This is a genomic window from Qipengyuania algicola, assembly GCF_042492175.1.
Taxonomy (GTDB): Bacteria; Pseudomonadota; Alphaproteobacteria; order Sphingomonadales; family Sphingomonadaceae; genus CAJXSN01.
The window spans coordinates 2,672,159-2,696,307 of the sequence record NZ_CP170453.1 but is presented as its reverse complement, the minus strand read 5'-3'; the positions used below and the strand labels follow the sequence as shown (position 1 = coordinate 2,696,307).

Below are 24,149 nucleotides of genomic sequence, written 5' to 3'. Positions count from 1 at the left end.
AGGTCTCGTTTCAATTCATTGTGCGCTATCGGCCGTTTCCGGCGTGGGCGCTGTTGTGTCTGTTCCTGAGTCTGCATCCGTCTCGTCGTCGGCTGCAGCCCGCATGCTTGCCATTTGGCCGAGTCGTGCATCGAATTCCAGCTTTCGCTTCAGCAATCTTTGCTGATCGGCGAAAGCCCCTTCGGGATCGGTGGAAAAACGTGCAGTGGCGGCCGCAAGAGCAGCCTCCAGCGCAGGCCTTTCGACCAGCAACGAAACGGCTTCGGCCAGAATGTCGCGCGCGGCCTGCGGATCTGTCCCTTCTCTCAGGAAGGCGAAACGAATATTATCCGGGGGCGCTGAACGTCCTGTTGTGGCCGATATGGGCGTTTCCTCGCCTGCTTCAAGCGGTTCGAGCGAATCCAGTAGCGGATTTATCACATCCGCGACTTTCGGGTCACGCTCGGCCAGGTCGGCCAGATCTTCGCAGTGGCGGTCAAGCTGGTCGGGGAAACGGCGCAAACCTGCGACCACTCCGGACAGCAGGGCATCGCGATTGCCCCCGCCAGCAAGCGATTTGAGGCTGGCGCGCGCTGCGCTTGAAGTCACCGGGCGGGCTGGGAAGTTGCGGTTTTTCCAGCCATTTCCCTTTTGCCCGTTGCGCCCCTGCCAGCTGCTTTCCCGCTTGGGGAAAGCGAAGGCCGAGAACCGGTCGAGCAATTCGCGGCGATAGAGCGAGCGGATGTCCTGATCCTCGATCGTATCGACATGGGCGAGCAGGCGCGCTTTCAGCCCGGCCTTTTCTTCGGGGCTATTGAGCGGCTGCGCATCGCGTTCAAAGCTCCACAACGTGTCGAGCAGGCTGGCGGGTTCCGCGAGCAGTTTCTCCAGCGCTGGCGCACCGTGCTCTATAAGAAAGTCATCGGGATCAAGGCCTTGCGGCATCCGCACAATACCCAGCGAATGGCCGGGGCGCAGCAGGGGAAGGGCGCGGGTGGCGGCGCGCATTGCGGCGCGCTGGCCCGCGGCATCGCCATCGAAGCACAGCACCGGGCGCTCCACCATCCGCCACAGAAGCTCGATCTGGCGCTCCGTCAGGGCGGTGCCGAGCGGGGCCACAGCGTCCCCGATCCCCGCATTCGCGAGTGCAATTACATCCATATAACCTTCGACGACGACCACACGACCCGTCTTGCGGCTCGCGGGGCTGGCACGGTAAAGATTGTAGAGTGTCGAGCCCTTGTCGAAGAGCGGCGTATCCGGGCTGTTGAGATATTTGGCAACGCCGTCCCGTTTGTCCAGAATCCGGCCGCCAAATGCGATCACGCGGCCACGTGCATCCTGAATGGGCAACATCAGCCGGTCGCGGAAGCGGTCGTATCGATTTCCATCATCGGCCGCGATCCGCATCCCGCTTTCGACCAGCATCGCTTCATCGAAACTGGCAAGCGCGCCGGGCAGGGCCTGTTTATCATCGGGAGCGTAGCCGAATCCGAATTCGCGGATCACGCCGTCGCTGAAACCGCGCGAGGCGAGATATTTTCGCGCCTTTGCTCCAACATCGGAAGCCAGCCGCTCGACGAACCATTGCTGCGCCGCGACGGTCACGTCGATCAGCTCGGCGCGTTTCTCGGCCCGTTTTGCGGCGACCGGGTCAGGGGCGGGGACTTCCATCCCGGCCTCTGCCGCCAGTTCTTTTACCGCATCCATAAATCCCATGCCGCGCTGGTCGGTCATCCAGCGGATGACATCGCCATGCGCCCCGCACCCGAAGCAGTGGTAAAACGCCTTCTGGTCGTTGACCGTAAAGCTGGGCGTGCTTTCATTGTGGAAAGGGCAGCATGCCTTCCACTCGCGCCCTGCCTTCTGCAGCTTGGTCGTGCGCTGGATCACGGTGGACAGAGTCACCCGCGCCCGCAGTTCGTCCAGCCATTGAGGGGATAGCGCCATGGGCTGGAGTATCGCCTCTAAGCGCGCCCTTCGCAAGCCGTCACATCGGGCTTATCAGGAACCGCCTGTGCCGCTACTTGCCAGACACGCATTGGTCGCGGTTTCGCTCGCGGCAGGGTAGGGGCCTTCGCCGGTAGCAGTGGTGTAATTGGCCGTGATTTCATACCGGTTGGCCGGGCCAGCCGGTGGCAGAGTCGATTGCCAGAAGAAGGTAATCGGTTCGGCCTGTGCCCACTGGTCGCCGCCTTCGCCCGCATCGATGGTCCATGCCAGGGCGCCGTCCTGACAGGTGACGGTCACCATGACCTTGTCCCCCACAGCAGCGTTGGCTTCTGCCCGCGAGAATCCCGCATTGCCCGTGAAGCCGTGCGCTGGGCCGGTCATCCGGAAGAGTTCCGCCAATTCGACTGTCGACGAATCCGCACCCGAACCGCTGCCGGTGGCCGCGTCGTTATCCTCGCCGGGGAACACGGTGTGCACATAGGTATAGACCGTGCCTTCGGGCGCTTCGGAGGGATCGCACGTGGCCATGCCCGCCGGGCACGCGACATAGCTGGTCATGTCGGCAAAGGCGCCCGCTTCGTTGCTCATCGCGACTTTCACTTCCGGGCCGCGCGGACCGATGATTTTCGCCCCCAGTTCCAGATCGGCGAAATCGCCCGCTGGAATTGCATCGGCCAGCAAAGCAGCTTCGCCATCTGTAGTGGCAACTTCCAGATCGCCCGTTTCGCCATCGACCCCGCGATCGGAGCGCTGTTCGACCGGCTCTGCGCATGCCGCCAGTGCCAGTGCCGGGGCCAGTGCCAGGGTGAGAGGCAGGGAAAAAATCGGGGAGGGGGCGCGGTTCATCAAAAGCTCTCTTTCACAAGTTTCGAGGCAAGGCTCATGTCCAAGGAAGCTCCATGCTTCGCCTTTAGTTCCCCCATCACCTTGCCCATATCCTTAATGGAATCGGCGCCAGTGTTTGCTTTCGCATCGGCAATGGCGGCTTTCGTTTCCGCTTCGTCGAGTGTCTTGGGCAGAAATTCCTCGATTACCGCCAGTTCATACTTCTCCTTGTCGGCCAATTCTTGCCGGCCACCGTCAACATACATGGTTATCGACTCGCGGCGCTGTTTGGCCATTTTTGTGAGAACCTCGGTTACCAGCTCGTCATCGGGCACTTCCTTGGAGGCAGTGCGCATCTCGATATCGCGGTCCTTGATCTTAGCGCCGATCAGGCGGAGCGTGGCGGTCCGGTCCTTATCCTTTGCCTTCATGGCTGTGACGGTTTCGGCTTTGATGGTGTCGCGGAGCATTATTTTCGCTTTCCTGTGGATGGTTTGGCGGATGTCCGCCTTCCAAGGCACCATAGCGACAAATTGCGCCGGTGCCACGCTTGACGGAAGGCCGCCGCGTCCCTAGCCGACAACGCTTAGCAACATCGCCGGAAAAACCCTGACTCGGAGCGCCCCATTATGGCTTCTGCCGACATTACCCCTGCGCAGCCCAAAGGCGCGACAGGAGTCCTTTTGCTGGCCGATGGCACGGCGCTGTGGGGGCACGGATTTGGTGCGACCGGCAGTGCGGTCGGGGAAGTCTGCTTCAACACCGCGATGACCGGCTATCAGGAGGTGATGACCGATCCCAGCTACGCCGCGCAGATCGTCACCTTCACCTTCCCCCATATCGGCAATGTCGGCGCGAATGCCGAGGATGTGGAAGGCGCGGTGGACAGCGCGGTTGGCTGCGTGGTGCGCGAGCGGGTCACGCCGCAAAGCAATTTCCGTTCCGAAAGCGAGTTTACCGAATGGATGGCTAAGCGCGGGAAGATCGGCCTCTCCGGCATCGACACCCGCGCGCTCACCCGCTTCATCCGCCTGAGCGGCGCGCCCAATGCGGTGATCGCCCACGCGCCCGACGGGCAGTTCGATCTGCCCGCCCTGCTGAAACGCGCGCAGGACTGGGCCGGGCTGGAAGGCATGGACCTCGCCGCCCGTGTGAGCCGGGAAAAGGTGGAAAGCTGGGAAGGCGGATCGTGGACGCTGGGCAAGGGATATGGCCGGGCTCCATGGCATAAGAACACCGTTCGCCCTGAGCCTGTCGAAGGGCAGGAAGCAGGGGATACCGCGCGCGACCAAGGTGCTTCGACGGGCTCAGCAAGAACGGGTTCGGACATGCCCCACGTGGTCGCCATCGACTACGGCTCGAAAGACAACATCTTCCGCAATCTGGTGAAGGCCGGCGCGCGGGTGACAGTGGTTCCGGCGAAGGCGACTTTCGACGAGATTATGGCGCATGAGCCGGACGGCGTGTTCCTGTCCAACGGCCCCGGCGATCCGGCGGCGACGGGGGAATATGCGGTGCCAGTGATCAAGGCGCTGCTGGAGCGCGATATTCCGCTGTTCGGCATCTGCCTCGGCCACCAGATGCTGGCGCTGGCAGCGGGCGCGAAGACGGTGAAGATGCATCAGGGCCACCGCGGCGCGAACCATCCGGTGCAGCGGGTCGGGGAAGAGTGGGGCGAGACATCCGGTCTGGTCGAAATCACCAGCATGAACCACGGCTTCGCGGTCGATGGCGAGACTTTGCCGGAAGGCGTGGAGCAAACCCATGTGAGCCTGTTCGACGGCTCGAACTGCGGGATCAGCATCACCGGCAAGAAGGCGTTCGGGGTGCAGTATCACCCGGAAGCTTCGCCGGGGCCGATGGACAGTTTCTACCTGTTCGAGAAGTTTGTGGGGATGTTGGGGTGAGGCGAATTATACGGCTCCTTCTCGCAGCGTTTGGCCTTTCAATTGTGCCAGTCACAGCGAAGGCACAAACTGATGAGTGGTTTCTCGGTACCCACCCGGAATATCACGCGGCCATGGTGCGCGAGCTCGATGGAATTTTCATTGCCATTTTTGTCAGCAAAGAACCTACGGCTTTCGGACCCGCGATATTGATGGAAACCGTGGCACCTGCCTGCGATACAAAACGACCAATCGAAATGCACAGCACGCGTTCGATAGACGCGACAGGTGCCACAGCAGAGGAACGGCTCGAGATCGTGCGCGATGCTGTCAGTTGGTTTTACGAGAGCAGCATCGAGCCCTGTGCACAGGCGCAGGATTTGGAAGCGAGGCTCTTTCATCGGTTCGACGACGCTTATCTGGCCATGGATGCGCTCTTGGTCGAAGCCAATTTTCTTCCGCTAAGTTCGGCAGAAGGTACTGAAGGCGGAGAACCTGATGCCGCACAAGAGAACGATCCCGACTAATGCTCAAACGCACTAACATCTCCTCAGTCACGACCTGCTCCGTTCCCCTTGGGGAAGGGTTGGGGATGGGGGTTCGGCGGTGATGGCTGAGCGCGATATTGCGGACGTTGTACACCCATCCCCCGACCCCTTCCCTCTAGGGAAGGGGAGTGTTGTTGCGCGCAATTTCGATTTCTTGTGCAAGGACCGTCAGAACGCCATCGACATTCTCAAAAACTTCGTTGTTCCAGAAGCGGATGACTTTGTAGCCATGCGCTTCGATGACTCGGGTGCGGTTTGCGTCCGTGACACTCTCTGCATGTTGTCCGCCGTCGAGCTCGATGGCGAGGCGCAGCTTGCGGCAGGCGAAATCGGCGATGAAGTCTCCGATCTGGTGCTGCCTTGTGAAGCGGGCGTCGCAGAATTGGCTCGCGCGAAGGTGGGACCACAATCGGCGTTCGGCTTCGGTCATTTCATTGCGCAGTTTGCGCGCGAGGCTGGTCAATCGCTTTTTGGCCAATGTCGAACACCCATCCCCAACCCCTTCCCTCGAGGGAAGGGGCTTTCAGTAGCGAAGTTGAGCTAGATGCCCAAGCGTACAGACATATCCTCCATCCTCGTCATTGGCGCAGGCCCCATCATTATCGGGCAGGCGTGCGAGTTCGATTACTCCGGCACGCAGGCGATCAAGGCGCTGAAGGAGGAGGGCTACCGGGTCATCCTCGTCAATTCCAATCCGGCCACGATCATGACCGATCCGGAAATGGCCGACGCGACTTATATCGAGCCGATCACGCCCGATATCGTCGCGAAGATCATCGCCAAGGAACGGCCCGACGCGCTGCTGCCCACGATGGGCGGGCAGACCGCGCTCAATTGCGCGCTGGCGCTGGACGGGGACGGGACGCTGGAGAAATACGGCGTCGAGATGATCGGGGCCAAGGCCGACGCGATCGACAAGGCGGAGAACCGCCAGCGGTTCCGCGATGCGATGGACAAAATCGGCCTGGAAAGCGCGCGTAGCGGCGTGGCCAACACGCTCGAAGAAGCGCGCGAGATCGTGAAGCGCACCGGCTTGCCTTCCATCATCCGCCCCAGCTTCACCATGGGCGGCACGGGCGGCGGCATCGCCTACAACACCGCCGAGTTCGAGCGGATCGTGCGCGAGGGGCTGGACGCGTCGCCCACCACAGAAGTGCTGATCGAGGAATCGCTGCTCGGATGGAAGGAATACGAGATGGAGGTGGTCCGCGACCGGGCCGACAATGCCATCATCATTTGCGCGATCGAGAACGTCGATCCGATGGGCGTGCATACGGGCGATAGCATCACCGTCGCGCCTGCGCTGACGCTGACCGACAAAGAATACCAGATCATGCGCAACGCCAGCATCGCTTGCCTGCGCGAAATCGGCGTGGAGACCGGCGGATCGAACGTGCAATTCGCGGTCAATCCCGCCGATGGCCGCCTGATCGTAATCGAGATGAACCCGCGCGTCTCGCGCTCCTCTGCGCTGGCGTCCAAGGCCACCGGCTTCCCCATTGCTCGGGTCGCGGCGAAGCTGGCCGTGGGCTTCACTCTGGACGAGATTACCAACGACATTACCGGCGCCACGCCTGCCAGTTTCGAGCCGACGCTGGACTATGTCGTCACCAAGATCCCGCGCTTTGCCTTCGAGAAATTCAAAGGCACGAAGATCGAGCTGGCCACCGCTATGAAGTCGGTCGGTGAAGTGATGGCGATTGGCCGTAATTTCCAGGAATCGATGCAGAAGGCCTTGCGCGGGCTGGAAACGGGGCTGGACGGATTCAACCGCGTGAAAGAGCTGGAAGGGGTCGCGAAGGAAGTCGTCACCGCCGCGCTCAGCAAACGCACACCGGACCGCCTGCTGAATGTCGCGCAGGCCTTCCGCGCCGGGTTCACGGTGGACGAGATCAACCGCATCACCGGCTACGACAAGTGGTTCCTCCGTCAGATCGAGGAGATCATCGCGGCGGAGAAGGTGGTTGCCTCCGATGGTCTGCCCAATGACGCGGCGGGCCTGCGCCGCCTGAAATCGATGGGCTTTTCCGACAAGCGGCTCGCCACGCTGGCGGTGCGTTCGGTTGGCGTCGCGGGCGGGATGGGCGAGACACAGGCGCGGCGCTCGGGTCTGCTGCATGATGCTCTGCAGGCGATGGCAGGCGCGACTTCGGAAGAGGAAGTGCGCGCGCTGCGCCGCAAGCTGGGTGTGGAGCCGGTGTTCAAACGCATCGACAGCTGCGCCGCCGAGTTCGAGGCGATCACGCCCTATATGTATTCGACCTATGAGGCGCCCAGCTTTGGGGCAGCGGAGTGCGAAGCGAACCCGTCCGACCGGCGCAAGATCGTGATCCTCGGCGGCGGGCCGAACCGGATCGGGCAGGGTATCGAGTTCGACTATTGCTGCGTCCACGCGTGTTTCGCGCTGTCCGAAGCCGGGTTCGAGACAATCATGGTCAATTGCAACCCTGAAACCGTCAGCACGGACTACGACACGTCCGACCGGCTTTATTTCGAGCCACTGACGGCCGAAGACGTGTTGGAAATCCTGCGCGTCGAGCAATCCACCGGAGAGTTGGTCGGCGTGATTGTCCAGTTCGGCGGGCAGACCCCGCTCAAACTGGCACAGGCGCTGGAGGATGCGGGGATCCCGATCCTAGGCACCAGCCCCGACGCCATCGATCTGGCCGAAGACCGCGAGCGGTTCGCGCAACTGGTCGATAAGCTGAAGCTCAAACAGCCCGAAAACGGCATCGCCAAGAGCCGCGACGAAGCCGCCGCCGCTGCCCGCCGCATCGGCTATCCCGTGCTGCTGCGCCCCAGCTACGTGCTGGGTGGCCGGGCGATGGAAATCGTCGACAGCGAGGCGCAGCTTGATGACTACATCAACACCGCCGTGAACGTGTCGGGCGACAGCCCGGTGCTGGTCGACCAGTATCTGCGCGATGCGATCGAATGCGATGTCGATGTCATCAGCGACGGGGAGGAAGTGCGCATTGCAGGCGTGATGCAGCATATCGAGGAGGCGGGCGTCCATTCGGGCGACAGCGCCTGCACCCTGCCGCCCTACAGCCTGCAGGGCGCCATCATCGCCGAGATGGAGCGGCAGGCCGAAGCGCTGGCATTGGCGCTCAATGTGAAGGGCCTGATGAACGTGCAGTTCGCTGTGAAAGATGGCGAAGTCTATCTGATCGAAGTGAACCCCCGCGCCAGCCGCACGGTGCCCTTTGTCGCCAAGGCCATCGGCAGCCCGGTCGCCAAGGTCGCCGCACGGGTGATGGCGGGCGAGCCGCTTAGCTCCTTCGAACCGTTCAATCTCAATCCCGACCACATGGCGGTGAAGGAAGCGGTCTTCCCGTTCAATCGCTTCCCCGGCGCGGATCCCGTCCTGTCGCCCGAAATGCGCTCGACCGGCGAGGTGATGGGCATCGACGCCGCCTTTGGCGAGGCCTTCCTCAAATCGCAGATGGGGGCGGGGATGAGCCTGCCCGCCACCGGCACGCTGTTCGTCTCCATGAAGGAAAGCGACAAGGCCGTGATCGTCCCGGCGGTGAAGCAGCTGGTCGAGGCAGGGTGGTCGATCATCGCCACAGGCGGCACGCAGCAATATCTCGCCGAGCAGGGCCTGCCTGTGGAGCGGGTCAACAAGGTAGCCGAGGGACAGCCGCATATCGTCGACGCGATTATCGACGGGAAGGTCGATCTGCTGTTCAACAGCACGGAGGGCTGGCAGTCGCTGATGGACAGCAAATCAATCCGCGCCTCGGCGCTGGAGGCGAAGCTGCCCTACTACACTACGGCCGCCGCCAGCCTCGCCGCAGCGCAGGCAATCGCGACCGTGGATGCGACGAAACTTGAAGTCCGGTCGCTCCAGGACTATTACAGCCCCAAATAGACGAAGGTTCCCTTCCCGACATCGCGATCCTGATAGCCGGCCGCAAGGCATGGCTTAGGGTCTTTTTGTCGTTTCGGGCACCCACAACAGGATTGGGAAAACGATGGATAAAGTGCCAATGCTGGCCGAAGGCTACGAACGCCTGATGGCCGATATGAAGGCTCTGCGCGCCGAACGCCCGAAGGTCGTCGACGCAATCGAAGAAGCGCGTGCGCATGGCGATCTGTCGGAGAATGCCGAATATCACGCGGCCAAGGAACGCCAGGGCCAGATCGAGGCAACGCTGGGCGATATCGAAGACAAGGTGAACCGCGCGCAGATCATCGACCCCACCACGCTTTCGGGCGACCGGATCGTGTTCGGCGCCACCGTGACGCTGCTCGACGAAGACGACAAGCCGGTGAAGTACCAGATTGTTGGGCAGACGGAAGCGGATGCCAAATCGGGCCGGATTTCCTACAATTCGCCCATCGGACGCGCTCTGATCGGCAAGTCCAAGGGTGACGAGATCGAAGTCACTGTGCCGAGCGGCGACAAGTTCTACCTCGTCGAAAAAATCGAGTTCATCTAGACAGCGTTGGCAGCGGGGCCGGTGGCACCCGCTGCAAGGCTGCTTCAATCCGCCTTAACCCAGCGTCTTTTCCATCGCGTAATTGTGAATGGGGACGGGTTGGCGCATGTGCTCGATGGTGAAGTCGCGGCGCTCGCCCAGGCTGTAGCCGGCGCGTTCAAAGGCGGACCGGGCGAGTTCGCTCGCCTCGGTATACAGCCGTTCTATCCCTAGCGTCCGGGCCTTGTTCTCGGCCTCCATCAGCAATTGACCTGCCAGACCGGCGCGCGAATGGTCGGGGTGATTGTAGAGCATGTCGACATGGCCGCTGGCTTCCAGCAGCACATAGGCGACAGGCTTGTCTTCCGCATCCGCCGCGACAAACACCATGTCACCGGCAGCAACGCGTCCCGCAATGCGTTCGGGCTGGATATGCCGCGCGGCCCATGCAGCCACCTGTTCCTGCGAATAGCCCTTGGGTCCGATGGTGGCGATGGCCGCCAGTGTCACCAGCGACAAAGCCTCGGCATCACCGTCGGCATAGGGGCGGATCGTGTAAGCCAAATTGCGCGCCTCAGCCTTCGGGATCGAGAATTTTGTGGAGCGGCACGATGACGTATTTCATCTCCGCATCGTCGACCGTGCGCTGGGCATTGCCGCGCCATGCCTCGACGGCATTGTCATAGTCCGAATAGATACCGGCCACGTGGATGCCTTCGGGGTCTTTGAAGGTCACGCTGCGCGGATCATCGACCCGGCCGCCCATGACCATGAAAAGCGTCTGTTTTGTCTCTTGTTCTTGCATCGTCATATCCTTGGGGAGGGATGGGGTGGCCGGCGCGATGTGCCGCGCAAGCCATCACTTGAAAAATCTGCACCCCCATAACGCAGTCGGCGCGGCAGGCAAATGCCCACCGCGCCGACTTTATTCACGTTTGCCGCCCGCTTATCCGGCCACGCGAGCCTTCGCATCGCGGTAGCTGCGGCCTGCGCGGCGAGCAGCTTTGCGCGACAGGCTCAGGACATTATCCTGCGTATTGCCCGCTGCCGCTGTGGCGTTGCGCCGCGCCTTGCGTGCTGTGAACGCTACGTCGTCGCCCAGATCTTCCAGCTTGTCGCCGCTTGCGCGCGCAACATCACCTGCCTGGTCGAGCAAGCCGCTGGCATAAGCGAGACCCATTTCGGTCGCGTAAGTCGCCAGTGCGGAGGCCTTGGCCCCTGCGGCGGCGCCTGCACGGCGGCCCGGACGGGTCATTGCGCCGATCATGATGCCGATCACGGCAACACCGGCGACCGATGCCACCGGGTGATCTTTCACGAATTGGGTGGCGCTTTCGCCAAGGTCGGCGGCCTGCTGGCCGAGAGTCCGTTCCTCGTTGCGCTTTTCGCCTGCTTCGATTTTGGCGCGCAGTGCGTCGCGTTGTTCCTGAGTGCTCATGGTGTGTTCTCCGGGAGAATGTGTTTGTCTATGACTTATCAATCGCTCGCGCGCCGGTGTGTTCCGGAATGCGCGCGAAAACTGCGCGGTTTATCCGTCGGTTTCGAGCGGCAGTTGGGGCTCGGGATCACTCGCAGTCTCATCCGCAGTTTGTCGGCCCAGCTCATCCTCTTCCAGACCGAGCGCTGCGATAATGGGATTGCGCGCAAACCATATGCCCACCGCGGCCAGCAAGGTTGCCAGCACGCCCAGCTTGTTGTCCGCCATTGCGTTGGCTTCATCGAACAATTCGAGCGCGCCGTCGGTCAGCCTGCTGGTGACGCGGTCCTTGATGCTCTTGGCAGACACGTCCTCTTTCACGTTGTCGATGTCGGCTTTGACGAGGGCCAGCGACGCATCGCGCAGCTGACGGTCGGCAATCATGTCGCGTTCGCGGGCGTTCATGCGGACGTGTCCTCGCTGCCTGCTCCCTTGCCATCATCGAATGCGCGGCTGATCTTCTTGAAATGCGTGACGGCCAGCCAGCCCAGCAGCGCCATACCCAGCAACAAGACACCGACAACAATGCCGGTTGCGCCAAGCGGCCCGACGATTGGTGCGAGCGAGAGGATCAGGCCCACAACGAGGCCGATCAGGGCCAGATGCAGAAATGCTAGCATTCCCAGCGCAAAGACCGTTCCCGCCTTGACCTCGCCCGCTGCAAAGGCGGCGCGGCTTTTCTGGAACGCCAGTTCGGCCTGAACATAGGCTTTGCCATCATCGACCAGTGCGGTGATGTCGTCGCCCAAAGAGGGCTCCCCATCGCCAGCATATTCCGGTGCGAGTTCGTCCGGAACAGGAGAAGCGGGATCGCCGATATCGGCGTCCCGCTCCGTCAAATCTGTGTGCCCGTCGGGCGATGCATTATCCAGCATTGTCGCCCGTTCCGGCTAAAGTGATCGTCACAAGTTCTCGCGCAAATTACCGGCGGAACAGGCGGGCAATCATGTAGCCGCCCACTGCGGCGAGGCCAACGGCCAGACCGGGGCTCTTGCGCACGAATTCCTTGGCATCATCGCCGATTTCGTCAACGCTCTTGGCTTCGAGCTTGGCGGCGTTTTCCTGCAGAGTGCGCGATGCGTTGCGGGCATAGTCGCCATATTTCGGGCCGAACTGCTCGTCGATCGTCGCGGCATTGTCTGCCACCATCTTGCCCAGTGCGGACAGCGCGTCGCTTGCCTTGGCCTTGCCTTCGACGGCCAGTTCACCGGCCTTGGCCTTGGCCTGCTCGGTCACTTCGCCGCTCTTGTCGCCAGCCTGCTCGCGATAGGCAACCGCGCGGTCCGTGGCTTCGGTCTTGAGCGCAGCAGCGCCGGCGCGAGCTTCGTCCAGAGCCGCGTTGAAGCGAGTCTTCGCTTCGCTGGTTCCATCGGCGGTGGTCGACGCGGTCTTCTTGGCCGCTGCCGTCGTGGTGGTCGCCTTGGTCGTCTTCGCGCGTTTCGTTGTTTTGGGCTTGGTGGTTGCAGTGGCCATGGTTCTATCCTTCGGTAATTCGGTTCATCTGTCCGCGCATTCCGGGGGCAATGCGCTGTTCAATTGATCAACGCGTCTTGCACGGTTTTGTTCCGCCGCATAGAGCGCTGCCGACCTCAATATAGAGGTGTCTTAGCACTATACAACACCCGGAGCCTCTCCATGACCGCAATCCTCGACCTGCATGCCCGTGAAATCCTCGATTCGCGGGGCAATCCCACGGTCGAAGTCGATGTGTTGCTGGACGATGGAAGTTTCGGGCGCGCTGCGGTGCCGTCGGGTGCCTCGACCGGCGCGCATGAGGCGGTCGAGCTGCGCGACGGGGACAAGGACCGGTATTTGGGCAAGGGGGTCCGGAAGGCGGTTGAGGCGGTGAACGGGGAGATCACCGACACGATCCTTGGTCTGGATGCCGAAGACCAGCGCGACATCGATATGGCGATGATCGATCTGGATGGCACGGCGAACAAATCGCGCCTGGGGGCCAACGCTATTCTCGGGGTCAGCCTGGCCACGGCGAAGGCGGCGGCTGCGGCGCGGGGCATGCCGCTCTGGGCCTATATCGGTGGTGTATCCGCCCACGTCCTGCCGGTGCCGATGATGAACATCGTCAATGGCGGCGAGCACGCCGACAACCCGATCGACATTCAGGAATTCATGGTCATGCCCGTCGGCGCGGAGACGCTGGCCGAGGGCGTGCGCTGGGGCGCGGAGATTTTCCACACGCTGAAGAAGGGTCTGGCGGATAAGGGCCTGTCCACCTCCGTCGGCGATGAAGGCGGCTTTGCGCCGAACCTTTCGAGCACCCGCGACGCGCTCGATTTCATCATGCGCTCGGTCGAGCAGGCCGGGTTCAAGACTGGCGAAGACGTCGTGTTGGCACTCGATTGCGCGTCGACCGAGTTTTACCGCGATGGCAAATACGAGGTTTCGGGCGAGGGGCTCTCGCTTTCGGGCGACGAAATGGCCGCATATCTTGCCAAATTGTGCGACGATTATCCCATCCTCTCGATCGAAGATGGCATGGCGGAAGATGATTTCGCGGGCTGGAAGGCGCTGACTGATGCCATCGGTGGCCGGGTCCAACTGGTCGGCGACGATCTGTTCGTCACCAATCCGGAGCGCCTGCGTCAAGGCATCACCGACGGGCTTGGCAATTCACTGCTGGTGAAGGTCAACCAGATCGGCACGCTGTCCGAAACGCTTGAGGCTGTCGATATCGCGCACCGCGCAGGCTACACCTCCGTCATGTCCCACCGTTCGGGCGAGACCGAGGATGCGACGATTGCCGATCTGGCGGTGGCAACCAATTGCGGGCAGATCAAAACCGGCTCGCTCGCCCGGTCGGACAGGCTGGCGAAATACAACCAGCTTATCCGCATCGAGGAAGAGCTGGGCGCCAGCGCGCATTACGCCGGCAAAGCCTGCTTCGGGCGTATCGGGCGCTGAGGGTAGGCGCTAGGCCGGGGCGCTAAAGTCCGAAGCTTTCCCGTATTTCAAGCAGGGCGAGGGCCGCTTTGGCGGCCTCTCCGCCCTTGTCCTTTTGTGCAGGATCGGCGCGGACCAATGCCTGGTCTTCGTTCTCGACCGTGAGGATGCCGTTGCCGATGGCAATGCCGTCCATCGTCAGCGCCATGATCGCGCGGGCGCTTTCTCCGGCGACAATCTCGAAATGATAGGTCTCGCCGCGAATGACCACGCCGATGGCGACAAAGCCGTCATAGCCGCCGGCCTCCACCGCCAGAGCAATTGCGCCGGGAATTTCGAGCGCTCCGGGCACGGTCAGAAGGCTGACGTCATGGCCTCGTGCCTCCAGTTCTGACCGCGCTCCGGCAATCAGCATATCATTGAACTGCTCGTAAAAGCGGGCTTCAACTATAAGAATTCTTGACATAATTTATTCCGGTATCGGCATGTGGTCGACAATGTCGAGGCCATAGCCTTCGATGGCGACAACGTTGGGCTGCGAATTGCTGAGCAGGATCATGTCATGCACGTCAAGGTCCGCAAGGATCTGCGAGCCGATCCCGACATTGCGGACCTCGTCTTCCTCCGTGTAGCCGCCGGAGGCCCGGCGACCGGTGATGATCACAATCACACCCGATCCATGCTCGCCCACGGCCCGCATGGCCCGCTGAAGCGTGCGCTTGCGGGGGCCGGGCTGGCCCAGAACATCGTCGAAGATGGAAATCGGATGGACCCGGGTGAGGGTGGGCTGAACGGGCAAAACGTGGCCCTTTTGCAGGACGTAATGCTCTCTGCCGTCCACCGTGTTGCGGTAGGTCAACATGCGCCACTGGCCGCCATAATCGGAATCGAAAGCGCTGTCGTCCACCCGCTCCACCAGATGGTCATGACGCATCCGGTACTCGATCAAGTCCCTGATTGTGCCTATTTTTAGCCCGTGCTTGCGGGCGAAGGCGACCAGATCATCGAGCCGGGCCATCGTGCCGTCATCATTCATGATTTCGCAGATCACGCCCGACGGATTGAGGCCGGCAAGGCGCGAGATATCGACGGCCGCCTCCGTATGCCCAGCACGCACCAACACGCCGCCATCGCGGGCGGAGAGCGGGAAGACATGGCCCGGCATCACGATATCGCCGGGGCCTTTGGTGGCATCGATGGCAACAGCAACGGTCCGCGCGCGGTCGGCGGCAGAAATGCCGGTGGTGACACCCTCTTTCGCCTCGATGGAGATCGTGAAGGCTGTCTGCATGCTTTCGGTGTTGTTCTGGGTCATCGGCTGCAGGCCGAGATCGCTGACCCGCTTCTTCGACAGCGCCAAACAGATCAGGCCGCGGCCATGGGTGGCCATAAAGTTGATCGCATCGGGCGTGGCCATCTGGCCGGGAATGATCAGGTCGCCTTCATTCTCGCGGTCCTCGTCATCCACGAGGATATACATGCGCCCGTTGCGCGCCTCGTTGATGATCTCCTCAGCGCCGACCAGCACGGGGGTGGTGTCATTGGCATCGAGGAAGCTTTGGAGCTTGCCCAGCGTCTCGGTGGTCGGATTCCAGTCCGGCTCGGTAGCATCACGCAAGGTGTTGGCGTGCAGTCCCGCTGCGCGGGCCAGACCAGCCTTGGTGAGTTCCCCGGAATTGACGAGATCGCGAACGCGTGTGATTGTCGATGTGCTCATGACACATCGCTAGCACATTTCAATGTGATTGCAAATGTGACCTAGACCGGTGCTTCGTGCGCGAGATCGTCAACGGGGTGCAGCCCCGGCGGCCTGAACGCCGAACCAGCACCGGCCCGCGCATCCGAAATGAACCCGTTTTGGGCTTCGAAGATCGCGCTATTCTCACCGTGCGGACGGTCGGTGACAACGCCGTTCGCCGGGCGCGCAGTCGCTTGCAACGACCAGCGCTGGGAACGACCCTGAAGAACCAAGCCTACAGCCGTATCCGGGGTGGGCGCCCCTATCGCCGGGCCAGGGGTGGCCACGTCAAAATCGGCCAGAGCGGGCGAGGGTACCGCGATATCCTGCTGTGATGCTTCCACCGTCACGAGCTGGGGAACGGCCACATCGCTTGTCTGCAGCGCAGAAGGCCCTGCGGTATCACGGTCAACCGCGAGCCCGGCGGTAAGTTTCACAGCTCCCTGCATCTTGCTGTCGAAATGGGCCAGAACATCGCTGAGCGAGCGCGCTTGCCCGCCCTGAGAATAGAATACCGGCGCATTGGCCCGCGCCGCGTCGGGGAAGAGCACAGCTGCCGGAGCACCGGGGTCACGCCGCCATGCGGTCAGAAACCGCTTCGCACCGCCTGAACCCAAGAAATGCGCCAGATAGAGCTCGGTATCATTGGCTTCACGGCCCAGCACGCTCTGCAATGCGCGGGCATTATCCTGTGCAAATCCCGCAGCCATCAACGAAGCGACCTTCGCGTCCTTGCGCATGTCGAGCAGCGCATCGCGCGATTTGCCTGCCGCTACCGTGTCAACGCCCAGGCGGCGACCGTGCCGCTCCATGCTGCTGAGCCATGTGGTGTCTATGAATTGAAAAAGGCCGGTCGCGCTGGAAGTTGTCGCTTGCGCCTTTGGATCAAGACCCGATTCCAGATGTGCCTGTGCGAGCAGATAGCGGTAGGACACCCCGGTTTTCTCAGAGGCTTCCCAAATGGCTTTCGCAACGTGGCTCCTCGCAGTGGCCTCCGTCACCTTCGTCGGATGTTCGGAAGCCGAAGCGCTGGTCGCCAGCGTAACACCGGTGGCGGCCATGACCGGTGCGTTCTCGGCGTACGCAGTGCCGGTTCCGCCCAGAAAAAGCGAACCGATGATGATGCCAAGCTTGCCGAGCAGTCGGGCCATGCCGGCGCGCTAGGGGCGGGAAGTTAACAGTGCGTTCATGGCAGCCGGTCGCGCTGGCGAATGTAAACCCGGCCTTAATGATAGAAGTTGAGCGTACTCAGCTTTACGTAACTTTATCCGTCATTTGTGGCGGAAAGCTCGGAATACTCTCCCGGTAGAAAACTTGCGTAATTTTCCCGATTGGCGCTAACAAGGCTGGGGAGATTAGCCATGGCGCGGATTTTGAAATTGGGACTGGGTCTCGGATTGGCGCTGGCCATCACTGCCTGTGCGGGCGCGGGCTATGACGCACCGCCGCCGCCGCCGCCGCCGCCACCGCCTCCAGCACCACCACCACCTCCTCCTCCTCCGTCGGTGGAGGCCGGTGGACCTGAAGCTGATGCGCGCATTGTGAGATCAATGCTTGAGTCCGCCTTACTCAGAGAGAGCATCGAGGGGATCAAGGCGTACTCAGGCGGTCCGCCACAATCCGCGCCGGGCAGCAGAAACCGGGTGACGCCCAGCGATTTGACAATTGGGCGCAGCTACCTCTTCCCGGGCGAGATATACGAGCCAACCGCCCCGGGCCTGCCGCTCGGCGTGATCCTGCTTGATCGGTTTCAGGTCGGCCGCAACCTGGCGTTGTGCCGGGCATTTGTTGGCGGGATTGAGCGCACAGAAACCATTGCAGAGCAACAGCCGGAGGCCCGCATTGTCGCGACATTCTGGCCTCTGATCACGCGCACCGCCAATGCGGTTGATCTGGGTGATTGCGAGTTCCTCCTCGCGAATTACGATTATCGCCGCTCCGACACCGTGCGCAAGGCGTACGGACGGGAAAACACCGGCGGGCCGATAATCCTCGCATTGCAATTGAATGGGACAGAGGCAGCCGATGCGATGGTCCTCGACCTCGGGGCCGCGTCTGGCCAAGAGATCGCCCGCACCACCACCGACTGGTTTAGCGTGGCCTATCGCCAGCAATCCGGCCGCGCTGCTACACCCGTGAAGGCAAACAGTTTCACCAACTGGCTGGACAATGCGCTGAAGAATGTACGCGGCAACGCCACTTTGGCGAAGGTTGGCGATGGTTTGGTCGGCGAAGCCCCCTACCGGGATCCCTATCACGAGAATGCGCGCGGCACTCTGGTCACATCGAGTTATGCCAACGGCACCGTCTCGCTAACGCGAGGCAGCTTCAGCCGTTGAACGAAGGAGTCCGGAATGGGGAAGGGATGGTGGACGCACTAGGGTTCGAACCTAGGACCCGCTGATTAAGAGTCAGCTGCTCTACCAACTGAGCTATGCGTCCATATCGCCATTCGCTGATGCGCGTCTTTTTGCGCGGAGCGTTGCGAAGGCGCGCATTTAGCGATTGTCTGCGCTGTGGCAAGGGGCTGCCGCCAGTTTCTTTTGCGGGTGCTGCGTTCAAGCTACCCGGATGATCGCCGACAGAGGATCGAATTGACCGCCATCCAGTGTGATTTTCTCCTGTTTTCGCAGTTCCTCCACGGCGCGTAAAATGTCGCGTTGCAGCAGGCCGGTAGCGCCGTGCAGGTCCCTGATCTGGTAGACGCGGCCATCCGGTGTTGGCGTTTCGATCAGGCGCAATATGGCCGTGCAGGTTGCCGCTTGGGTTGCATCCACGGCGCTGGTTTCGGGTTCGCCCGGCAATACGCCGCGGCGACGCCATAACGGGCGAAGCATCGATAACATTTTTGTCTCCGGGGTCGATTCGCAGGGGTTCGCACGTGCCTGACGGCGTGCGGCGGAATCGATTACACCGGGGATTTAGGCCCGCGTTAACGTTCACAAAAGTCACCCGATGCGGGGACAACGATAATGTGTGCTATGGAGGCCGCTATGGATCAGGCCATTCTGCATATTGCACAGCTATCGAGCATCGATGCGGTGCTGATGCATGTGCAGGCCACCGGACACCGGTTTGGAGTGCTGCGCCAGAGTTATCACTTCACGCCGTTGTTCCACTCACCGGTCTCTTCCGACACGATCATCTATGCCGATGGATATTGTCCTGACTGGCAGACGCTGTATCACAACAAGGATTTCCGCCTGCACGATCCGATACCAGGGCGAACGCTTGCAAAGGGGAGAATGCTGAGCTGGGCAGATGCGATTGCCATGGGTGCCGAAACGCCGGAACAGCAGGAATATTTCGATGCGATGGAGCGCCATGGGCTGAGATACGGAACCGGATTGCCGCTATTCGGCCCCAGCAACCGCACCGCCTACGCGTCCTTCGATTTCGGGCGGCCCATGACCAGCGAAGACGAGATCACCGCAATCAAAATTCGCGCGGTCGCCCAGACTGCGCATCTGCGCATTTGCGAGATCTTCGATCGTGACCTGAATTTCCCGCCCCTCTCGGAGCGGGAGCAGGAGGTGATGAAATGGATCGCGCGGGGCAAGTCCAACACCGATATCGGCACGATTATCGGCATCTCGCCGGAAACGGTGCGGACATATACCAAACGGATTTACGAGAAGCTGGAGGCGAGCGACCGTGTGGGCGCGACGATCAAGGCGCTCAAACTCGGTATCGTGACGTTCTGATTTCGCCGAGCCTAGTCTAGCCGCTCAGGCCACTGCGCCGCTTCTGACGGCTCCACCGGTGCACCATCAGCAGGCTGCCGATGCAAATCATGTTGGTCATCATCGATGATCCACCATGGCTCATGAAGGGCAGGGGGATCCCCACCACGGGCGCAAGGCCCATCACCATCAGGAGATTGATCGCCACATAGAAGAAAATCGTCGCGGTCATTCCGGCGGCCAGCAACTGGTCGAACCGGTCCTCTGCATTGCGGGCGACTTTCAGGCCCCAGCCGAGGATCATGCCAAACGCGCCGAGCACGAAGATACCGCCCATCAGGCCCCATTCCTCCGCCATGGTCGCGAACACGAAATCGGTCTGCGGTTCGGGCAAATAATTGAGGTGGCTTTGCGATCCCTCGTTGAAGCCCTTGCCGGTCAGGCCGCCCGACCCGATGGCAATTTTCGACTGGGTGATGTGATAGCCGGTGCCCAGGGGGTCGCTCTCCGGATCGAGGAAGGTATTGACCCGCTTCTGCTGATAGGGCTGGAGCGCGAAGAAATAGGCCAGCGGCACAGCGGCGGCTGCGGCTATCCCGCCGCCGATGAACCATTTCATCGGCAAACCGGCGAGGAACATGACGGTGCCTGCGCCAAATGCGATGGCGAGCGATGTGCCCAGATCGGGCTGCATCAGCACCAGCGCCATCGGCACGGCGACCAGCCCCGCAGCGGGCAGCAAAGCGCGCCACCCATCGATCATTCCGGTGGGGAGCGAGGCGTAAAAATGCGCGAGGACCAGCACGATGGCCGGCTTCATCACTTCGGAAGGCTGCAAGCGCATAAAGCCCAGCTCCAGCCAGCGCTGTGACCCGCCGCCCAGCGTGCCCATGACTTCCACCGCCAGCAGCAGGATGAGGATGAGGACATAAACCGGGTAGGCAGCAAAGCGCGCCAGCTCGCGCGGGAACAGCGCAAGAATGGATGCCATCACCAGAAAGACGGCAAAGCGGATCCAGTGTGACAGCGCATAGGGCTGGAGGCTTCCCCCGGCGGCGGAGAACAGCACGAACCCGCCAAAACTGGTGAGCAGGATCAGCGGGACCAACATGCCCCATGGCTGCCGGGCAATCGGGGCGGGGATGATGGAACTCATTGTCCACCCCCCTGTGCAGCCGAGGGAACTTCAGTGCTCTGCGTTTCGCGTGCTGGGCGCGACGCGCGGCTTTCGCTCGCTATCGCCTCTTGCTGGGCTGCGGCTGCGCGCGCCTCTGCATCGACTCTTGCGATGATGTCTTCATTGCGCTCGGGGATCGGTTGGACGGACTCGCCCGCTGCCTCGGCATAGGCTGCGTATCGCCGTTCCAGCCGCTCCTGAGCGGTGCCGCCCCACTGCTGCTCGTATCGCCGGAGTGCGTCCATGCCCTTCGCCGGATCGAACAGGAACGTCATCACGTCACGGGCAATCGGGTAGGCTGCGCCTGATCCGCCGCCATGCTCGATCACCACTGCTCCGGCATATTTGGGTTTGTCGAGCGGGGCGAAAAATACGAAGAGGCCGTGGTCGCGGTATTTCCACGGGCCGGAGCGACCGTCGCTGACGCTCAGACTGACTACCTGCGCGGTGCCGGTTTTGCCCGCCATCTTCACACCATCGATGGGCAGGCGCGCGCGGCCTGCGGTGCCGGGGCCATTGACCACGTCGCTCATCGCCTGGCGGACGTAATCCATATCTTCCTGCGAGAAGCCTTCGCTTTTGAAGGTCGGCTTCTTGTCGGACAGCAGCATGCGCGGCATCACGATATTGCCGGTCGCAAGCCGGGCGGACATCACCGCGAGCTGCAGCGGGCTGGACAGATAATAACCCTGTCCGATCGAGGCGTTCACCGTATCGAACGGCTCCCACGGGCGCTCGTATTTCTTCAGCTTCCACGCAGGGTCGGGCACCGTGCCGTAAAACTGGCTGGCGACCGGAAGATCGTATTCCTCGCCCAGGCCGAAGTCGCGGGCCATCTCGGCCACCTTGTCGAACCCGATCTGCTGGGCGAAGTGGTAATAATAGCTGTCGCAGCTTTGATAGATGCTCTTCGCCATATCCACGGTGCCGTGGTTGCTCCAGCAATTGAAGAACCGGCTGCCGATGCGGCGTCCGCCTGCGCAGGCTATGGTCTCTTTCGGATCGACCCCGGCTTTCAGAAACGCCAGCGAGTGCGTTGGCTTGACGGTAGAGCCGGGCGGGTAAAGCCCCTTCAGCACCTTGTTGCGCAGCGGCACGCGGTCGTTCTCGCGCAGCATGGCGTATTCCAGACTGCCGATCCCGGCGGAAAAGCTGTTGGGATCGAAGCTGGGCATGGAAGACATGCACAGCAGGTCTCCAGTGTCGCAATCCATCACCACGACAGAGCCGCTTTCCAGCCCGATCCGGCGCGCGGCATAATCCTGCAGCGGACCGTCGATGGTGGTGCGCAGCGGTTGGCCTTGCACGTCGGGCCGCGTCTCCAGATCGCGCACGATCCGTCCCGACGCGGTAACCTCCACCCGCCGCGCGCCCGGCTCGCCGCGAATGACCTGTTCGAACTGTTTTTCCAGCCCGTCCTTGCCGATCTTGTAGCCGGGCGTAACCAGCAGCGGATTGCGCTCCAGCTCGTATTCCTCGGCATTGGCGATGCCGACATAGCCGATCAGATGGCCGACACTGGGGCCTGTAGGGTAATAACGCGAGAAACCGCGCTGCGGGATGACACCGGGCAGTTCGGGCAGACGCAGGCTGACAGCGGCAAACTGATCAAATTCCAGCCCGCTGGCGACTTCGATGGGTTGATAGCTGGTGCCCTTGGCAATCTCGTCCAGCAGATCGATCTTCCGGGTATCGTCGAGGCCAAGCAATTCGCCCAGAACATCGACCTGCTTTTCCGGATCGGTCAGCCGTTCGGGGATCAGATCGACGCGGAAATCGGCGCGATTGGCGGCGAGGGGGGCACCGTTGCGATCGAGAATCCAGCCACGGCGCGGCGGGATCAGGGTGAGATTGACGCGGTTGCTCTCGCTCTCGGTCTCGTATTTCTCGTTCTCGGCAATCGCGATGTAGCCCATCCGCACCGCCAGCAGAGTGCCGATCCCGGCACCAAACGCGCCGAGCACGAAGCTGCGCCGGTCAAAGCTGTTCTTCAGGGTCGAGGCGGTAATGATCTGACGCGATTTTCTGCCCAGCATCAGCCCAGCACCCTCACACGCAGCAGGCGCAGCCGGTCCAGACCGCCGATGATGCGCGCAATGACCGGGAAAGCGAGGATCGAAAGCAAAGCTTGTGGTCCGATTGAGGCGAGGGCGATCAGGCCAATATCGGCCCCTGAGAACAGCGCGGCCCCGACAAGATAGGCGATGATGGCCAAAGCAGCCGCCATCCAGTCCTGCCAGAAACTGCGCCACGGGAACCGCGTATCAAAAAACTCGATGCCCAGCATTATGAGCGAGAACAGCAATATACCGCTGCCGAATGGCTGACCGCTGAATAGATCGTCGAACAGGCCGATGGGGAAGCCCGCCCATACAGGCAGCAATCCGGGCCGGACCAGCCGCCAGCCAAGCAGGAACAGCAGGCCAAGCGGCGGCACCAGCGGGATGGCGCTGATGATCGGCAGGAACGGCAGAAGACAGCCGAGCAGGATCGTCCCCCACGGCACGAGGTGGATGAGAATGGGGGAATGGTCCCGATTGATCCGGCTGCCATAGGCATCGCTGCGGGATTTGGGATTAAGCTGTTCCATCAGCCCTCATCATCCGCAGCATCTTGGCCGTCGGTATCACCTTCGGTATCGCCTTCCGGAGTGTCCGAACCGCCATCCTGCGCACCCAGCTCTTCCTCGATGGGAGTCTCTGCGCCCTGCGTGGCCTGTGGCTGGTAGATTTGCTCAACCGACACGTAATCGGTTGCTGCTGGGTCGGAAATCACCCGCGCAATGGCACCGTCATCGGTCAGTTCGCTGACGATGGCGACGGCGATGCCCGGCTCGTAGAAACCGCCTGCGCCGCTGGTCACGAAGACATCGCCTTCTTTCAGCGGATTGACGCCCAGATTGATCAGCCGGATATCGAGCCGCCCGTCGCCGCGGCCTTCAGCAAAGGCAACCACTTCGTCGGAAGAGCGGCGCACCGGCACAACGCTTTCGCTGTCGGTCAGCAGCAGGATGCGGGAACTGTTGCGGCCCACCTCCAGCACCCGCCCGACAATACCGCGTGCCGAACGCACCGGCATGCCTTCGCGCACACCATCATTGCGACCGGCCCCCATATAGGCAAAGCGGCGCGTGCTGGAGGAACTGGAGCCGACCAGACGCGCAACTGTCACCGGCTCCGCGTCTTCTCTGGTCAGTCCAAGAAGCCCCTGCAGCCGCGCGTTTTCGGTCTTGAGCGCTTCTGCCTCGGCCAGACGGATGCGGGCAAGTTCCACTTCCTTGCGCAGGGCATCGTTCTGGCTGCCTGCTCTCAGATAGCCTTGAATGCTCTCGATAAAGCCGCGCCCTTCATTGCGCACAGCCGCATTGGCGTCCGCAACCGGTTCTACGGCGTCGGTGGCAATCGTGCGGGGGACCGCCATGAAGCCGGGCTGGAACAGGGAAATGCCCAGAAGCAGCGCGCCAATCAGCGCACCGAGACCGGCGACCACATATCCTGTGAATACCCCGTACTGCGCCCTGCGGGAATGGCCGGAGCGCCGATTGGAAGGCGGCGCCAT

Annotated in this window: 25 protein-coding genes and 1 tRNA gene; 7 read left to right on the top strand and 19 right to left on the bottom strand. The window is 61.9% G+C overall.

The genetic code is table 11. The annotated features are described in order from the left end of the window. Positions 1-15 precede the first annotated feature (15 nt). From dnaG to ACFCW2_RS12825, 3 genes are read right to left on the bottom strand one after another with little or no spacing between them, the layout of a single operon-like run. Positions 16-1,929, bottom strand: a complete 1,914-nt coding sequence (gene dnaG / locus ACFCW2_RS12835) for a DNA primase (RefSeq protein ID WP_379546910.1) — start codon at positions 1,927-1,929, stop codon at positions 16-18. Between the two features lie 54 nt (positions 1,930-1,983). After that, on the bottom strand, positions 1,984-2,778 hold the full coding sequence (locus ACFCW2_RS12830) for a hypothetical protein (protein WP_379546908.1): 795 nt from the start codon (positions 2,776-2,778) through the stop codon (positions 1,984-1,986). Beyond that, positions 2,778-3,227, bottom strand: a complete 450-nt coding sequence (locus tag ACFCW2_RS12825) for a GatB/YqeY domain-containing protein (protein ID WP_379546907.1) — start codon at positions 3,225-3,227, stop codon at positions 2,778-2,780. The genes ACFCW2_RS12830 and ACFCW2_RS12825 overlap by 1 nt, the downstream gene beginning before the upstream one ends. Before the next feature lie 159 nt (positions 3,228-3,386). Between ACFCW2_RS12825 and carA the strand changes: the two genes are divergently transcribed. Together carA and ACFCW2_RS12815 are read left to right on the top strand one after the other, a co-directional pair. After that, positions 3,387-4,664 (top strand): glutamine-hydrolyzing carbamoyl-phosphate synthase small subunit, encoded by a 1,278-nt coding sequence (gene carA / locus ACFCW2_RS12820; protein ID WP_379546905.1) that lies wholly within the window; start codon positions 3,387-3,389, stop codon positions 4,662-4,664. A gap of 113 nt (positions 4,665-4,777) precedes the next feature. Continuing rightward, positions 4,778-5,170 (top strand): hypothetical protein, encoded by a 393-nt coding sequence (locus tag ACFCW2_RS12815; RefSeq protein ID WP_379546904.1) that lies wholly within the window; start codon positions 4,778-4,780, stop codon positions 5,168-5,170. Positions 5,171-5,306: 136 nt separating this feature from the next. Here ACFCW2_RS12815 and ACFCW2_RS12810 read toward each other — a convergent pair whose 3' ends face one another. Further along, positions 5,307-5,669 (bottom strand): endonuclease domain-containing protein, encoded by a 363-nt coding sequence (locus ACFCW2_RS12810; RefSeq protein WP_379546903.1) that lies wholly within the window; start codon positions 5,667-5,669, stop codon positions 5,307-5,309. 66 nt (positions 5,670-5,735) lie between these two features. Between ACFCW2_RS12810 and carB the strand changes: the two genes are divergently transcribed. Continuing rightward, on the top strand, positions 5,736-9,065 hold the full coding sequence (gene carB / locus ACFCW2_RS12805; RefSeq protein ID WP_379546902.1) for a carbamoyl-phosphate synthase large subunit: 3,330 nt from the start codon (positions 5,736-5,738) through the stop codon (positions 9,063-9,065). A 103-nt stretch (positions 9,066-9,168) separates the two neighbouring features. Next, positions 9,169-9,636, top strand: coding sequence for a transcription elongation factor GreA (gene greA / locus ACFCW2_RS12800; protein ID WP_379546901.1), 468 nt, complete (start codon positions 9,169-9,171; stop codon positions 9,634-9,636). Positions 9,637-9,690: 54 nt separating this feature from the next. Here the strand turns inward: greA and ACFCW2_RS12795 are convergent, their stop codons facing one another. From ACFCW2_RS12795 to ACFCW2_RS12770, 6 genes are all read right to left on the bottom strand, one after another. Continuing rightward, positions 9,691-10,179: a GNAT family N-acetyltransferase gene (locus ACFCW2_RS12795; RefSeq protein ID WP_379546900.1), complete on the bottom strand. Its 489-nt coding sequence runs from the start codon at positions 10,177-10,179 to the stop codon at positions 9,691-9,693. Between the two features lie 10 nt (positions 10,180-10,189). Continuing rightward, positions 10,190-10,420: a DUF4170 domain-containing protein gene (locus tag ACFCW2_RS12790; RefSeq protein ID WP_379546899.1), complete on the bottom strand. Its 231-nt coding sequence runs from the start codon at positions 10,418-10,420 to the stop codon at positions 10,190-10,192. A 141-nt stretch (positions 10,421-10,561) separates the two neighbouring features. Then, positions 10,562-11,053 (bottom strand): hypothetical protein, encoded by a 492-nt coding sequence (locus ACFCW2_RS12785; protein ID WP_379546897.1) that lies wholly within the window; start codon positions 11,051-11,053, stop codon positions 10,562-10,564. Between the two features lie 90 nt (positions 11,054-11,143). Continuing rightward, positions 11,144-11,497, bottom strand: coding sequence for a hypothetical protein (locus ACFCW2_RS12780; RefSeq protein ID WP_379546895.1), 354 nt, complete (start codon positions 11,495-11,497; stop codon positions 11,144-11,146). Further along, positions 11,494-11,967 carry a phage holin family protein gene (locus ACFCW2_RS12775; protein WP_379546894.1) on the bottom strand — a complete coding sequence of 158 codons (474 nt, stop codon included), beginning with the start codon at positions 11,965-11,967 and terminating at the stop codon, positions 11,494-11,496. Before ACFCW2_RS12775 ends, ACFCW2_RS12780 begins: the two co-directional genes overlap by 4 nt. 46 nt (positions 11,968-12,013) lie before the next feature. Continuing rightward, entirely contained in the window at positions 12,014-12,565 is a 552-nt protein-coding gene (locus ACFCW2_RS12770; protein ID WP_379546892.1) for a hypothetical protein, read from the bottom strand. Between the two features lie 162 nt (positions 12,566-12,727). Between ACFCW2_RS12770 and eno the strand changes: the two genes are divergently transcribed. Beyond that, entirely contained in the window at positions 12,728-14,014 is a 1,287-nt protein-coding gene (eno, locus tag ACFCW2_RS12765; RefSeq protein ID WP_379546890.1) for a phosphopyruvate hydratase, read from the top strand. A gap of 22 nt (positions 14,015-14,036) precedes the next feature. On the opposite strand, the gene ribH is transcribed toward eno, so the two are convergent. From ribH to ACFCW2_RS12750, 3 genes are read right to left on the bottom strand one after another with little or no spacing between them, the layout of a single operon-like run. Then, complete coding sequence (ribH, locus tag ACFCW2_RS12760) at positions 14,037-14,459, bottom strand: 6,7-dimethyl-8-ribityllumazine synthase (RefSeq protein ID WP_379546888.1); 423 nt, start codon at positions 14,457-14,459, stop codon at positions 14,037-14,039. Positions 14,460-14,462: 3 nt separating this feature from the next. Continuing rightward, positions 14,463-15,710, bottom strand: a complete 1,248-nt coding sequence (gene ribB, locus ACFCW2_RS12755; RefSeq protein ID WP_379546886.1) for a 3,4-dihydroxy-2-butanone-4-phosphate synthase — start codon at positions 15,708-15,710, stop codon at positions 14,463-14,465. Between the two features lie 41 nt (positions 15,711-15,751). Continuing rightward, positions 15,752-16,882, bottom strand: a complete 1,131-nt coding sequence (locus ACFCW2_RS12750) for a transglycosylase SLT domain-containing protein (RefSeq protein WP_379546885.1) — start codon at positions 16,880-16,882, stop codon at positions 15,752-15,754. 507 nt (positions 16,883-17,389) lie between these two features. On the opposite strand from ACFCW2_RS12750, the gene ACFCW2_RS12745 reads away from it, so the two are divergent. Then, entirely contained in the window at positions 17,390-18,070 is a 681-nt protein-coding gene (locus ACFCW2_RS12745) for a hypothetical protein (protein WP_379546884.1), read from the top strand. Between the two features lie 27 nt (positions 18,071-18,097). Here the strand turns inward: ACFCW2_RS12745 and ACFCW2_RS12740 are convergent. Together ACFCW2_RS12740 and ACFCW2_RS12735 are read right to left on the bottom strand one after the other, a co-directional pair. After that, a tRNA-Lys gene (locus ACFCW2_RS12740) sits at positions 18,098-18,173 on the bottom strand. A gap of 116 nt (positions 18,174-18,289) precedes the next feature. Then, entirely contained in the window at positions 18,290-18,568 is a 279-nt protein-coding gene (locus ACFCW2_RS12735; protein ID WP_379546883.1) for a hypothetical protein, read from the bottom strand. Between the two features lie 156 nt (positions 18,569-18,724). Between ACFCW2_RS12735 and ACFCW2_RS12730 the strand changes: the two genes are divergently transcribed. Beyond that, complete coding sequence (locus ACFCW2_RS12730) at positions 18,725-19,435, top strand: helix-turn-helix transcriptional regulator (RefSeq protein WP_379546881.1); 711 nt, start codon at positions 18,725-18,727, stop codon at positions 19,433-19,435. A gap of 16 nt (positions 19,436-19,451) precedes the next feature. Here the strand turns inward: ACFCW2_RS12730 and rodA are convergent, their stop codons facing one another. Genes rodA through mreC form a run of 4 tightly spaced genes read right to left on the bottom strand, consistent with a single transcriptional unit; the run spans position 19,452 to position 24,149 of the window. After that, positions 19,452-20,570 (bottom strand): rod shape-determining protein RodA, encoded by a 1,119-nt coding sequence (gene rodA / locus ACFCW2_RS12725; protein WP_379546880.1) that lies wholly within the window; start codon positions 20,568-20,570, stop codon positions 19,452-19,454. Continuing rightward, a complete protein-coding gene (gene mrdA / locus ACFCW2_RS12720; protein WP_379546878.1) occupies positions 20,567-22,627 on the bottom strand; it encodes a penicillin-binding protein 2 in 2,061 nt (686 codons plus the stop codon). The genes rodA and mrdA overlap by 4 nt, the downstream gene beginning before the upstream one ends. Next, positions 22,627-23,181, bottom strand: coding sequence for a rod shape-determining protein MreD (gene mreD / locus ACFCW2_RS12715; protein ID WP_379546877.1), 555 nt, complete (start codon positions 23,179-23,181; stop codon positions 22,627-22,629). The genes mrdA and mreD overlap by 1 nt, the downstream gene beginning before the upstream one ends. Then, positions 23,181-24,149 carry a rod shape-determining protein MreC gene (mreC, locus tag ACFCW2_RS12710; protein WP_379546875.1) on the bottom strand — a complete coding sequence of 323 codons (969 nt, stop codon included), beginning with the start codon at positions 24,147-24,149 and terminating at the stop codon, positions 23,181-23,183. Before mreC ends, mreD begins: the two co-directional genes overlap by 1 nt.